Source organism: Saccharothrix sp. ALI-22-I, from assembly GCF_001984175.1.
GTDB lineage: Bacteria > Actinomycetota > Actinomycetes > Mycobacteriales > Pseudonocardiaceae > Actinosynnema.
The window spans coordinates 80,665-93,198 of the sequence record NZ_MTQP01000063.1 but is presented as its reverse complement, the minus strand read 5'-3'; the positions used below and the strand labels follow the sequence as shown (position 1 = coordinate 93,198).

The 12,534-nt window shown below is 73.8% G+C and carries 11 protein-coding genes; 7 read left to right on the top strand and 4 right to left on the bottom strand.

Translation table 11 applies throughout. The features are described from left to right. Positions 1–9: 9 nt before the first annotated feature. The 5 genes from ligD (ALI22I_RS23825) to ALI22I_RS54760 all read left to right on the top strand — a co-directional run bounded on the left by ligD (ALI22I_RS23825) (position 10) and on the right by ALI22I_RS54760 (position 6,707). A complete protein-coding gene (ligD, locus tag ALI22I_RS23825; RefSeq protein ID WP_077007767.1) occupies positions 10–1,479 on the top strand; it encodes a non-homologous end-joining DNA ligase in 1,470 nt (489 codons plus the stop codon). Continuing rightward, positions 1,469–2,374: a non-homologous end-joining DNA ligase gene (gene ligD / locus ALI22I_RS23820; RefSeq protein ID WP_077007766.1), complete on the top strand. Its 906-nt coding sequence runs from the start codon at positions 1,469–1,471 to the stop codon at positions 2,372–2,374. The genes ligD (ALI22I_RS23825) and ligD (ALI22I_RS23820) overlap by 11 nt, the downstream gene beginning before the upstream one ends. 39 nt (positions 2,375–2,413) lie before the next feature. Continuing rightward, positions 2,414–2,971, top strand: a complete 558-nt coding sequence (locus ALI22I_RS23815) for a GrpB family protein (RefSeq protein ID WP_077007960.1) — start codon at positions 2,414–2,416, stop codon at positions 2,969–2,971. Between the two features lie 65 nt (positions 2,972–3,036). Beyond that, complete coding sequence (locus tag ALI22I_RS23810; protein WP_077007765.1) at positions 3,037–3,600, top strand: GrpB family protein; 564 nt, start codon at positions 3,037–3,039, stop codon at positions 3,598–3,600. A gap of 95 nt (positions 3,601–3,695) precedes the next feature. After that, positions 3,696–6,707, top strand: coding sequence for a BTAD domain-containing putative transcriptional regulator (locus tag ALI22I_RS54760; protein ID WP_274522995.1), 3,012 nt, complete (start codon positions 3,696–3,698; stop codon positions 6,705–6,707). 256 nt (positions 6,708–6,963) lie between these two features. On the opposite strand, the gene ALI22I_RS23800 is transcribed toward ALI22I_RS54760, so the two are convergent. After that, positions 6,964–7,806 carry an alpha/beta fold hydrolase gene (locus tag ALI22I_RS23800; protein WP_077007763.1) on the bottom strand — a complete coding sequence of 281 codons (843 nt, stop codon included), beginning with the start codon at positions 7,804–7,806 and terminating at the stop codon, positions 6,964–6,966. A gap of 28 nt (positions 7,807–7,834) precedes the next feature. Between ALI22I_RS23800 and ALI22I_RS23795 the strand changes: the two genes are divergently transcribed. Continuing rightward, positions 7,835–8,296 carry a PPOX class F420-dependent oxidoreductase gene (locus ALI22I_RS23795; RefSeq protein ID WP_077007762.1) on the top strand — a complete coding sequence of 154 codons (462 nt, stop codon included), beginning with the start codon at positions 7,835–7,837 and terminating at the stop codon, positions 8,294–8,296. Between the two features lie 64 nt (positions 8,297–8,360). Here ALI22I_RS23795 and ALI22I_RS23790 read toward each other — a convergent pair whose 3' ends face one another. The 3 genes from ALI22I_RS23790 to ALI22I_RS23780 form a co-directional block, all read right to left on the bottom strand. Beyond that, on the bottom strand, positions 8,361–9,026 hold the full coding sequence (locus ALI22I_RS23790; RefSeq protein ID WP_077007761.1) for a VOC family protein: 666 nt from the start codon (positions 9,024–9,026) through the stop codon (positions 8,361–8,363). A 108-nt stretch (positions 9,027–9,134) separates the two neighbouring features. After that, complete coding sequence (locus tag ALI22I_RS23785) at positions 9,135–11,192, bottom strand: putative bifunctional diguanylate cyclase/phosphodiesterase (protein ID WP_238598530.1); 2,058 nt, start codon at positions 11,190–11,192, stop codon at positions 9,135–9,137. Positions 11,193–11,260: 68 nt separating this feature from the next. Further along, complete coding sequence (locus ALI22I_RS23780; protein WP_077007760.1) at positions 11,261–11,617, bottom strand: hypothetical protein; 357 nt, start codon at positions 11,615–11,617, stop codon at positions 11,261–11,263. 67 nt (positions 11,618–11,684) lie between these two features. Here ALI22I_RS23780 and ALI22I_RS23775 point away from each other — a divergent pair, with 67 nt between their 5' ends. Beyond that, a complete protein-coding gene (locus ALI22I_RS23775; protein WP_077007759.1) occupies positions 11,685–12,461 on the top strand; it encodes a glycerophosphodiester phosphodiesterase in 777 nt (258 codons plus the stop codon). Positions 12,462–12,534 lie beyond the last annotated feature (73 nt).

Here is a 12,534-nt window from a genome sequence, read left to right as displayed (position 1 = left end):
GCGGCGCGGATGGGCGGGGATCTTTCGGAGTACCGGCGCAAGCGGGTGGCGGGGCGGACGCCGGAGCCCGTGCCCGCCGATGACGTGCTGCCGCGGGGTGGTGACGACACGTTCGTGATCCAGGAGCACCACGCGTCGCGGCTGCATTGGGATGTGCGGTTGGAGCGGGGCGGGGTGTTGGTGTCGTGGGCGGTGCCGAAGGGGTTGCCGCCGGAGCCGGGGACGATCCGGTTGGCGGTGCGCACCGAGGATCACCCGTTGGAGTACGCGTCGTTCTCGGGGGTGATCCCGAAGGGTGAGTACGGCGCGGGTGAGATGGTGATCTGGGACCGGGGCCGGTACGAGACGGTGAAGTGGTCCGACCGCGAGGTGGACGTGGTGTTGCACGGTTCGCGGGTGCAGGGCGAGTTCGTGTTCTTCCGCCGTGATCCGGCCGGTGGGAGTGGCTCGGCGAAGGACTGGATGGTGCGGCGGCGGCACGAGGCGGTGCGTCCGGACTGGGTGCCGTTGCCGGAGTCGTTGCCGCCGATGTTGGCGACGGCGGCGCGGGAGTTGCCGCGGCCGGAGTCGCGGTTCGCGTTCGAGTTCAAGTGGGACGGGGTGCGGGCGGTCGCGCGGGTCGAGGGTGGCCGGGTGCGGTTGACGAGCCGGTTGGGCAACGACGTGACGGGGACGTATCCGGAGTTGCAGGGTCTGGGTGCGCAGTTGGGTGCGACTCAGGTGTTGTTGGACGGCGAGATCGTGGCGTTGGCGGGTGGGCGGCCGAGTTTCGGGGCGTTGCAGCAGCGGATGCACGCGTCGGCGGCGCAGGCGCGGCGGTTGGTGGCGCGGACGCCGGTGACGTTCCTGGTGTTCGACGTGTTGCACCTGGACGGCTCCCCCACGCTGGATCTGCCGTATTCGCGGCGGCGTGAGCTGTTGGAGGGGCTGGGGTTGCGGGGGGCGCACTGGTTGACGCCGAAGGCGTTCCCCGGTCAGGGGGCGGCGGTGTTGGCGGCGAGCCGTGAGCAGGGCCTGGAGGGGGTGGTGGCCAAGCGGCTGGATTCGCGGTACGTGCCGGGTCAGCGGTCGCCGCACTGGGTGAAGGTGACGGGGGTGGTGACCCAGGAGGTGGTGATCGGCGGGTGGCGGCCGGGGGTGGGCAAGCGCGCGGGTCTGGTGGGTGCGTTGCTGCTGGGCATCCCCGATCCGGGCGGCCCGGACGGTGCGCTGGTGTTCGCGGGGTCGGTGGGGACGGGGTTCGACCAGGCGGAGTTGGAGCGGTTGACGGCGCGGTTGGGGTCGTTGGAGGTGACGCGGTCGCCGTTCGTGTCGGAGGTGCCGCGGGAGCGGGCGCGGGGTGCGCGGTGGGTGCGTCCGGAGTTGGTGGGCGAGGTGGCGCACCGGCAGTGGACGACCGACGGGCGGATGCGGTTCCCGACGTGGCGGGGGTTGCGGCCGGACAAGGTGCCCGGGGAGGTGCGGCGGCTTGACGGGTGACGCGCTGGTGAAGGTGGAGGGGCGTCGGTTGAAGCTGACGAACCTGGACAAGGTGCTGTACCCGGAGGTGGGGTTCACCAAGGCCGAGGTGATCGACTACTACACGCGGATCGCGCCGGTGTTGTTGCCGCACCTGAAGGATCGGCCGGCGACGTTGCGGCGGTATCCGAACGGGGTGGACGGGACGTCGTTCTTCGAGAAGAACGTGCCGTCGCACGCGCCGGAGTGGGTGCGCACGGTGCGGGTGGGGACGCCGGGGTCGTCGCGGGGTGCGGAGTTCGCGGATTTCGTGGTGGTGGAGGACCTGGCGACGCTGGTGTGGTTGGCGAACCTGGCGGCGTTGGAGTTGCACGTGCCGCAGTGGACGGTGGGTGCGCGGGGTGCTCGCCGCTCCCCCGACCTGGTGGTGTTCGACTTCGACCCGGGGCCTCCGGCGACGGTGGTGGAGTGTTGTCGGGTGGCGTGCCGGGTGCGGGAGGTGTTGGAGTCCGACGGGTTGACGCCGTTGGTGAAGACGAGCGGGTCGAAGGGGATGCAGGTGTACGCGCCGGTGCGGGTGTCGGCGGCGGAGCGGACGTCGGAGTACGCGAAGGGGGTCGCGCGGCGCCTGGCGGGTGAGTCGCCGGACGAGGTGGTGTGGCGGATGACGAAGGCGCAGCGCACGGGGAAGGTGCTGATCGACTGGTCGCAGAACAACCCGGCGAAGACGACGGTGGCGCCGTATTCGTTGCGGGCTCGGGCGCGTCCGTCGGTGTCGACGCCGGTGACGTGGGACGAGGTGGAGGCGTGTCGGGGGCCGGAGGACCTGGTGTTCCTGGCCGACGAGGTGCGGGAGCGGGTGGAGGCGGAGGGTGACCTGTTCGCGGTGGGAAAGCCGTCGCCGCTGCCCCGGTAGGTGTCGTAGTCTGGCCGACTGCCTATCGAGGGGATGATCATGCGGCGTCAGGCGAGTACGCGCGAGGAGATCAAGGCGTTCTGGGTGGACGAGGCGCCCGTGCTGAACTCGACGGTGCACCTGGCCGAGTACGACCCGGCGTGGCCGGGGCTGTTCGAGCGGGAGGCGGCACGGATCCGGTCGCTGCTGGGTGAGGTGGTGCTGGGGTTGGAGCACGTGGGGTCGACGTCGGTGCCGGGGCTGGCGGCGAAACCGATCGTGGACATGCTGCTCGTGGTGGCCGATCCGGCGGACGAGTCGGTGTACGTGGCGCCGTTGGAGGCGGCCGGGTACCGGTTGGTGATCCGGGAGCCGCAGTGGTACGGGCACCGGGCGCTCAAGGGCCCGGACACGAACATCAACCTGCACGTGCACGGGCCGGCGAGTCCGGATGTCGCGCGGATGGTGGCGTTCCGGGACCGGTTGCGGGCCGACGACGCCGATCGGGCGTTGTACGAGCGGACCAAGCGGGAGTTGGCGGCGCGGACCTGGACCTACATCCAGGAGTACGCCGACGCGAAGAACGCGGTGGTGGACGACATCATGACCCGCGCCTGAATCCCGGTGCGATCCGGTCGGTGGGAGCCCTATCCTGGCCCGCTGGTCTACGGGAGGGGTCGGCTGTGGGGTCGTGGGAGGACGAGAGCCGGGAGGACGAGGTCCGGGCGGCGTTCGTGGGCGGGATGCCCGAGTTGCGCGGCCGGGTGGTGTTGGTGGACTACGACCCGGCGTGGCCGGGGCTGTTCGAGCGGGAGGCGGCGCGGATCCGGGCGGCGTTGGGTGACGTGGTGGTGGGGTTGGAGCACGTGGGGTCGACGTCGGTGCCGGGGCTGGCGGCCAAGCCGATCGTGGACATCGTGCTGACGGTGGCGGATTCGGCGGACGAGTCGTCGTACCTGCCGGCGTTGGAGGCGGTGGGGTACGTGTTGCAGATCCGGGAGCCGGAGTGGCACGAGCACCGCATGTTCAAGGGCCCGGACACCAACGTGAACCTGCACGTGCATTCCGCGGGTGATTCGGAGCCGCCGCGGATGGTGGCGTTCCGGGACCGGCTGCGGGTCTCGGAGGCGGACCGGGTGCTGTACGAGCGGACGAAGCGGGAGTTGGCGGCCCGTGACTGGACCTACCTGCAGCAGTACGCGGACGCGAAGGCCGACGTGGTGGCCGACATCATGACCCGCGCCTGACCTCCGCCGTCCGCCACCCCGGTCCCCGCTCCGCCCCGGTCCCTGCTCCGCGGCGGATCGGTTCCGGGGCGAATCCGGTCCGGGGTGGCGGACGGGTGCGGGAGGATTCGCGGGTGCGGTTCGGGGTGTTGGGTCCGATGCTGGTGCGGCGCGCGGACGGGACCGAGGTCCGGGTCGGCGGGCCCCGGTTGCGGGCGTTGTTGGCGGTGCTGGTGGTGGACGCGGGCCGGGTGGTCGGGGTCGACCGGCTGATCGACGCCCTCTACGGGTCGCAGCCGCCCGCGGGGGTGGGCAACGCGATCCAGTCGCAGGTGTCGCGGCTGCGGTCGTTGTTGGACGTGGAGGTGGAGCGCTCCCCCGCCGGGTACCGGCTGGTGGTGGACCCGGGTGAGGTGGACGCGCTGCGGTTCGAGGAGCTGTTGGCGCGAGGGTTGCCGGGTGAGGCGTTGGCGTTGTGGCGTGGTCCGGCGTTGCGGGACGTGGGTGACGCGCCGTTCGCGGCGGTGCGGGCGGCGCGGTGGGAGGAGCTGCGGCTGCGCGCGGTGGAGGACCACGACGTGGCGTCGGTGGGGTTGTTGCGGGAGTTGGTGGCGGTGCACCCGACGCGGGAGCGGTTGGTGGCGCGGTTGATGCGGGTGCTGCACCGGGAGGGGCGGCAGGCGGAGGCGCTGGAGCTGTTCGGGCGGGCGCGCCGGGTGTTGGCCGACGGGTTGGGGGTGGACCCCTCCCCCGTGTTGGCGGCCGCGCACGGTGAGGTGGTGCGGGGTGAGCGGCCGCGGGCGCGGCACGTGCTGCCGGCGCAGCTGACCAGTTTCGTGGGTCGGGCGGAAGAGCTGCGGCTGGTCGGGAGGGCGTTGCTGGAGTCGCGGCTGGTGACGTTGACCGGCCCGGGTGGTGCGGGCAAGACGCGGTTGGCGGTGGAGGCGGCGGGCCGGGACCCGGGCGAGGTGTTCTTCGTGGACCTGGCGCCGTTGGCGGTGGGCGGTGACGTGCCGCGGGCGGTGGTGGCGGCGTTGGGGTTGCGGGAGGACGGGGTGGGGCCGGTGACGGCTCCGGTGGCGCGGTTGGCGGCGGCGTTGCGGGACCGGCCGGTGCTGGTGGTGTTGGACAACTGCGAGCACGTGGTGGCGGACGCGGCGGCGTTGGCGGGCGGGCTGTTGGCGGCGTGTGCGGGGTTGCGGGTGTTGGCGACGTCGCGGGAGGCGTTGGGGGTGACCGGGGAGACGGTGCGGCCGGTGCCGCCGTTGGGTTCGGGCGGGGTGGATTCGCCGGCGGTGCGGTTGTTCGCGGACCGGGCGGTGGCGGTGAACCCGTCGTTCCGGTTGGACCCGGTGACCGCGGGGCCGGTGGTGCAGATCTGCCGGGCGCTGGACGGGTTGCCGTTGGCGATCGAGTTGGCGGCGGCGCGGGTGCGGTCGTTGCCGGTGGCGGAGGTCGCGGCGCGGTTGGGTGACCGGTTCCGGTTGTTGTCGCGGGGCAGTCGGGCGGCGGCGCCGCGGCATCGGACGCTGCACGCGGTGGTGGAGTGGAGTTGGGGGCTGCTGGACGACGACGAGCGGGTGTTGGCGCGGCGGCTGACGGTGTTCCGGGGTGGGGTGACGTTGGCGGGCGCGGCGGCGGTGTGCGGGGTGGCGGGCACGGACGAGGTGTTGCCGTCGTTGGCGGACAAGTCGCTGGTGGAGGTGTCCGGGGACCGGTACCGGATGTCGGAGACGGTCCGCGAGTTCGGCGCGCGGCGGCTGGTGGAGTCCGGCGAGGAGCAGGCGGTGCTGCGCGCGCACGCGGAGTACTTCCTGGGGTTGGCGGTGGAGGCGACGCCGCACTTGTTCCGGTCGGAGCAGGTGGAGTGGTTGGGGCGGTTGGCCGCGGAGCACGACAACTTCACCGCGGCGGTGCGGTGGGCGGTCGGGCACGACCACGCGCTGGCGTTGCGGTTGACGGCGGATCTGGTGTGGCCGCTGTGGTTGCGGGGGTTGCGCACGGAGGGCGCGTCGCTGTCGGCGGAGGTCGTGCGGGCGGTGGGTCCGGTCCCGCCGGAGGGGTTGGGCGAGGAGTACCTGGTGTGCGTGGTGAACGCGTCGTCGACGGGGCAGGTGCTGCCGTGGGCGCCGTCGCCGAGGCAGCCGTCGCCGGAGGGGATGACCGGTCCCCCGACACGGCCGTTCCTGACGGTGTTGTGGGGCATGGCGCACGGGGCGCCGAAGCTCGACGCGCCCGCGTCGGACGCGCTGCGGGCGCGGCTGCTGGCGCCGGACCCGTGGAGCCAGGCGTTGGGCCGGTTGGGGTCGGGGATGCAGCACCAGTACTCGGGGCGGCTGCGGGTGGCGTACGAGGAGCACACGGCGGCGTTGGCCGGGTTCCGGGCCGTGGGCGAGCGGTGGGGCATGTCGTTGGCGTTGTCGCAGCTGGCCGAGTTGGCACGGGCGCGCGGGGATCTGGCGCGGGCCGTGGGGTTCCTGGACGAGGCGTTGGCGTTGTCGCGGCAGTTCGGGGCCACCGAGCACACGGCGAGCCTGTTGTGCCGGCGGTCGGAGTGGGCGTGCCACTCGGGGGACCTGGACGGCGCGGCGGCCGACGTGGAGGCGGCGGCGGAGTTGGCGCGGTCGCAGGGTGCGGTGGAGACGTTGGCGCAGGCGTGGCTGGGGGCGGCGGAGGTCGCGCGGCGACGCGGGGACCTGCCGGCGGCGCGGCGGTGGTGCGCGGAGGCGTTGCGGGTGTGCCCGGAGGGGTGGTTCGGGCCGGAGGAGGTGCGGGGGCTGATCCACGTCGCCGCGGGGCGGGTGGAGCTGGCGTGCGGTGATCACGGGGCTGCCGTGCGGGCGTGGGGGCCGGCGTGGGTGGTGGCGCGGGAGTGGGGCAACCAGATGCTGGCGGCGCGGGTGGTCGACGCCCACGCCGCGTTGGCGGTGGCGGTGGGTGACTGCGAGCGGGCGGCGTTGCTGGCGGGCGCGGCGCGGGGGTTGCGGGGCGAGAGCGCGGTGGTGGACCCGGACGTGCTGGAGGTGGAGCGGGCGGCGCGGGAGGTCCTGGGTGGCCGGTTCGACGTGCTGTCGGCGCGGGGGGCGGCGTCGGGGTTGGACGGGGTGGCGGCGCTGCTCGACGCCTGAGCGTTCCGCGCTGTCGGCCGGACAGCCTGACGGCCGCGCCGCCCGGCTCTGGCCGGACGCGGGGGTGCACGGCGTGCTGGGCGGCGATCTCGGCGTGGTGGCGGGCGCCGCGCTGTCGGCGCGGCCGGTCCCGCGGTCCTCGGGCAGCCTGTGGAACGGGCCGTGATCGGTGACCTCGGCGCCGCACGTGGAGCAGAGCCGGCGGACCGGCACCCGGCGTCGTCGGGTCAGCGTCGTCGGGTGCCGGTCCGCCGGGTCAGCGGGGTGGGAAGTCGCGGAGCCGGTCGACGAGGAAGTCGGGGTCCTCCAGCCACGGGAAGTGGCCGCCGCCGGGCTGTTCGACGTAGCGGGCGCCGGGGATCAGGTCGGCCAGTTCGCGTACCAGGTGCGGCGGGGACACCGGGTCGGCGTCGGCGGCGTACACCAGGACGGGGATGTCGAGGTCGGCGAGCGCGCGGCGGGTGTGGCCGGGGCTGAACGCGCCGTCGGCGGCGTACCCGGTCTGGGCCGCGGGGGACGCCTCGGTGGTTTCGGCGGCGGCGTGCGCGCGGGCCCGGTCGTCCCAGCGGCCGTAGAACAGGGGTGCGGCGGCGAGCCGGTTGGCGGGGGTGTCGTTGCCGGCGCTCCACGCGGTGAACGCGGCGGCGGCCTCGGTGATCCACGGTTGCCCGGCGTGGGCGCGCAGGTGGCGGGCCCAGTCCTGTTCGGTGGGGGTGGTGCCGATCGCGCGCAGCGAGGGGGTGAGCAGGATCAGCGACGCGAGCCGGTCGGGGTGGTGTTCGGCGTAGGCCATGGCGATGCCCGCGCCGGCGGAGTGGCCGAGCAGGTCGATCCGTTCCAGGCCCAGGTGTGCGCGCAGGGCGTCGACGTCGGCGGCGAGCCGGTCGCGCCGGTAGGTGGCCGGGTCGGCGGGGGTGTCGGAATCGCCGGTGCCGCGGTTGTCGAGCAGCAGCAGGGTGCGGTGCCGGTCCAGTCCGCCCAGGTCGCCGAGGTAGGCGCCGGCGCGTCCGGGGCCTCCGGGCACGCACACCAGCGGTGGTCCGTCGCCGGTCTCGTGGTAGGCGAGGGTGGTGCCGTCGTAGGTCGTGAAGCGGGCCATGGCGGTGATCTTCTCCTAGGCTTGCCGCATGCCGAGAATCGCCACCGCCGATACCGCGTCCCGCGACGAGTTGGTCGCTTTCCTCCGCCCCCGCCACCGGGCACTGTTGATCACGACCCGTGCGGACGGGCGTCCGCAGGTGTCGCCGGTGTCGTGCGGTGTGGACGACGAGGGCCGGATCGTGGTGTCCACGTATCCGGGGCGGGCGAAGTCCCGCAACGCCCGCCGTGACGAGCGGGTGACGGTGTGCGTGCTGTCCGACGACTGGGACGGCCCGTACGTGCAGGTCGACGGCCGCGCGGAGGTGCTGGACCTGCCGGAGGCCCTGGAGCCGCTGGTGGAGTACTACCGCTGCATCGCCGGCGAGCACCCGGACTGGGACGAGTACCGGGAGGCGATGCGCCGCCAGGGCAAGTCCCTGATCCGCGTGACGATCGACCGCTGGGGTCCGATCGCGACCGGCGGCTTCCCACCCGAACTCGCCGACTGACCCCCCTCCTCCGGCCGGCCACTCCCCCGCCACCACCTGCCCGGGGTATGGATGTCAGGGTCGGTCAGTCGGGTTTGCGGGTGCCGGCGCACCAGGTGCCGCCCCAGCCGGGAGGGTTTTCCAGCAGGGCGAACACGGTGCCGGCGGGGTCGGCGACGGCGGCGACGACGCCGGTGGGGACTTCCCGGGGGCCGATGAGGACGGTGCCGCCGAGTGCGGTGGCCTCGGTGGCGGTCCTGGTGGCGTCGGGGACGGCGAAGTAGCAGGTCCAGCCGCCGTCGGCGGTGAGGCGGCCGGCGACGGGGCGGCGGTCGTCGGCGAGGGCGGCGTCGTAGAGGGTGAAGTCGGCGCCGGGGTCGCGGACCTGCCAGCCCAGTTCGCCGGCCCAGTAGTCGTCGGCGGCGGGGTCGCCCATGAGTTCGAGCCAGCAGGGTTCGCCGGGGCGGGGTCGGGGTGCCCAGGGGCCGTGCAGGACGCGTCCCCGGTCGACGGCGGCGCCGTCGAGTTCGCGCGGTCCGGTGCCGGCGAAGACGACGCGCCAGCCGGGGGTTCCGGGGCGGACGTGGGTGGCGAGGCGGTCGCCGACCCAGCCGGTGAAGGAGCCGTCGGGTTCGGCGATGACGGCCCAGCCCAGCAGGCGGGCGTAGAACTCGGCGATGGGTTCGGGGTGGGGGGTGCTCAGCTCGACGCGGCGGACACCGCGCGCGGGGCTGTCGGGTGTACCGGGCACGGCGGTGGATTCCCATCGGGGCGGCGGGATCAGGCGGAGATCAGGCGGAAGACATCAGGCGGAAGACCGGTGGAGATCAGGCGGGGAAACGGCGGGAATGGGCGGAGGTCAGGAACGCGCCCTATCCTCCGCACCGACCGGGCGTGGCGACAATGCTCCGTTCGGCGGTAAGGGCTGCGCCGAGAGGACCTGCGTGAGCGGGATGGGCCTGCCCAGGTGGAATCCCTGGCCCACCCGGACGCCCAGCCGCATCAGGGCTTCGACCTGGGCGGGGCGTTCGACCCATTCGGCGACGGCGGACAGGCCCAGGCCGCGGGCGATCTGCACGATGCCGGCGACGAGGACGGCGTCGGTGGAGCGTTCGTCGATGCCGCGGACGAACTCGCCGTCGATCTTGATGCCGGTGATGGGCAGGTGTTTGAGGTGGACGAACGAGCCGAACCCGGAGCCGAAGTCGTCCAGTGTGATGCGGCAGCCGAAGCCGCGCAGCTGCATCGCCAGGGCGCGGGCGGCGTCGAGGTTGGTGACCGCGGCGGTCTCGGTGATCTCCAGGCCGAGGCGTCCGGGTGCGACGCCGGCGGTGGCGAGCCGGTCCAGGACGAACCCGCCGAAGTCCTCGTCCTCCAGGGTGCGGCCGGAGATGTTGACGTTGAACCGCAGTTCGGGGTCGGGGTGCCGCACGAGGGCGTCGATCGCGGTGGACAGCACCCACCGGTCGATGTCGAGCACGAGGTTGGAGCGTTCGGCCTCGGGCAGGAACTCGGCGGGCCCCAGGTAGGGCTCCTGCCCGTCCTCCAGGCGCAGCAGCAGTTCGTGACCGAGGGTCTTGCCGGTCGCCAGCTGCACCATGGGCATGGCGTGCAGGGCCAGGGCGCCGTTGTCGAGGGCGGCGCGGAGCCGGTCGAGGACGGAGACCCGTTTGGCGGTGTCGGCGTAGTGGCCGGGTTCGTAGACGGTGACCCGGTTGCGGCCGGCGGCCTTGGAGGCGTAAAGGGCGAGGTCGGCGTTGGCCAGGACGAGTTCCCACGTGTCGCCCGGCCCGTACTCGGCGACACCGGTGGAGACGGTGGTGCGGCTGGCGGCACCGACGAGCGGCAACGCGGCTACGGCATCCCGAAGTTCTTCGGCGACGACCGCGGCGTCGGCGAGGGCGCAGCCGGGCAGGACGACGGCGAACTCGTCACCGCCGAGCCGGCCGATCAGCCGGGAGGGGTCCAGGCGGGAGCGCAGCGCGGCGGCGAGGGCTTTCATGAGGCGGTCGCCGACGGCGTGGCCGCGCAGGTCGTTGACGTCCTTGAAGTTGTCCAGGTCCAGCAGCAGCATCGCGCCCGGCCCGGTGGCGAGCTGCCGTTCCAGTTCGCGGGTGACGGCACGCCGGTTGGCAAGGCCCGTGAGGGGGTCCTGTTCGGCCAGGGCGAGCAGTTCGTCGTGGACGCGGCGGGCCCGGGTGATGTCGTGCGCGGTGCCCAGCACGCGCTGCGGCGCGCCGTCCTCGTCGGCGACGATCTCGCCGAAGCACTCGAACCAGCGCTCGGTGTGCCGGTCGGCCAGCGTCATGCGGTGGGTGTAGGAGAACCCGGCGCCCGACCGCATCGCCTCCTGCAGGGTGGCCTGGATCATCGGCAGGTCGTCGGGGTGCACCAGCGCGGCGTAGGTGTCGAAGTCCAGTTGCGTGTCGGGCGGGAACCCGAACAGCTCCAGCAGCGTGTCCGACCAGACCACGCGGTCCTCGGCGATGTGCCACTCCCACGTGCCCATCCGGCCCAGCACCTGGGCGCGGCGCAACGCGTCGGCCTCGTGGGTGGCCTCCAGTTCCCGGTCGCGCCACGCGGTGACGTCCACCACCCGGTACAGCAGCTCCCCACCCGAGCCCGAGTCGGAGCCGGAGCCGGAGCCGGAGTCGAACCGCTGGCAGGTGACCTCCAGCCAGCGGTGGCCCTTGCGGTAGGCACTGGGGGTGAGCAGCGCGAGACCGGGGCGGGGGCGGTCGGGGGCGCCGGGCAGCAGCGCGGGCAGCGACCGGCCGACCACGTGGTCCACGCCGACGCCGAGGATCTCCGCCAGCGCCGGGTTCACCCACGCCAGCGTGCCGTCCGCGTCCGTCACACCGAAACCGACGTCGGCCCGGTCGAGCACCTCCCGGTGCAACGCGCCGTCGCCGTTCACGCGCCCCTCCTCGCCACCCCGCGCGACATGATGGTCGAGAGCACGCGAAAGGGGCAAGCCGACGCGATTCAGCGCAACCGCTCCAGACCCCGCGCGGTGTCGGCCAGCTCCCCGGCCAGCCGCCGCAGTTCCGCCCGCGCGGCGCCGTCCGCGGCGGCGGTGGCGACGTCCTCCGCGGCGCACCGCAGCTGGAACAGCCGGTCCTGCAGATCGGCCAGCTCCCCCGCCGACAGCACCACGGCGTCCTCGGGCAGCCCGCCGCGCTGCACGGCGGCACGGCGTTCGTAGGCGCGTTGCCGGCAGGGCTGCGCGCAGTACCGGCGCGGCCGCCCGATCCGGCCGCTGTCGGGCAGGCGGCGTCCGCACCAGGCGCAGTGCCTGGCTTCCTCACGGCGCGCCGCGACGGCCTCGGTCACCAACTCCATGGCGCGCGACGGTATCCGGCTACCCGCCGGTCACCCCCGCGCCACGCCGCCAGGGCAGACTCCGGGTGTGACCGCGAACCACCCGTACCTGTCCGGACCGCACCCCCGGGCGTTCGCCCACCGGGGCTGGCACCTCGCCGAACTGGCGGGGATGGAGAACTCGCTGGCCGCGTTCCGCCGCGCCGCCCGGGAGGGGTTCCGGTACCTGGAGACCGACGTGCACGCCACCTCCGACGGTGTCGTGGTGGTGCACCACGACACGGTGCTGGACCGCACCACCGACGGCACGGGTCCGGTGGCGACGCAGCCGTGGTCGGTGGTGCGGCGCGCGAACGTCGGGGGGCGGGAGCCGATCACGCGGCTGGAACACCTGCTGGAGGAACTGCCCGACGCGCTGGTCAACATCGACGTCAAGGCCGACTCGGCGGTGGTGCCGGTGCTGGAGGTGCTGCGCCGCACCGACGCGCTGCACCGGGTGTGCCTGGCGTCGTTCTCCGAGAAACGCCTCGCGCGGCTGCGCCGCCTGGGCGGGCCGGGGCTGCTGACGTCGATGGGGCCGCGGTCGGCGGGCGCGCTGTGGGCGGCGGGCCGGATGCCGCTGGTGGGGCTGCCGGTGCGGGGCATGGTGGCGCAGGTGCCGGTGAACCAGGGCCGGCTGCTGGTGGTCGACGGCCGGTTCGTCCGCGCCGCGCACCGCCGCGGTCTGGAGGTGCACGTGTGGACCATCGACGACGAGACCGCGATGCGCGCGCTGCTGGACCTGGGCGTGGACGGTCTGGTCACCGACCGCCCCGACCGGCTGCGCGACGTGCTCGTCGCCCGCCAGGCGTGGGCCGGCGGCTGACCCCCGCGGGTACCACCGGCGACCGGTTGGCAACAGCTTGGTGGTGATCACCACCAACGGGTGGCGGGCGATA

What these genes read in the sequence shown, in the direction of transcription:
- ligD (WP_077007767.1), top strand. Translation starts at nt 10, where the DNA reads ATGGGCGGGGATCTTTCGGAGTACCGGCGCAAGCGGGTGGCGGGGCGG.
- ALI22I_RS23815 (WP_077007960.1), top strand. Translation starts at nt 2,414, where the DNA reads ATGCGGCGTCAGGCGAGTACGCGCGAGGAGATCAAGGCGTTCTGGGTG.
- ALI22I_RS23800 (WP_077007763.1), bottom strand. Translation starts at nt 7,806, where the DNA reads ATGGCCCGCTTCACGACCTACGACGGCACCACCCTCGCCTACCACGAG.
- ALI22I_RS23795 (WP_077007762.1), top strand. Translation starts at nt 7,835, where the DNA reads ATGCCGAGAATCGCCACCGCCGATACCGCGTCCCGCGACGAGTTGGTC.
- ALI22I_RS23780 (WP_077007760.1), bottom strand. Translation starts at nt 11,617, where the DNA reads ATGGAGTTGGTGACCGAGGCCGTCGCGGCGCGCCGTGAGGAAGCCAGG.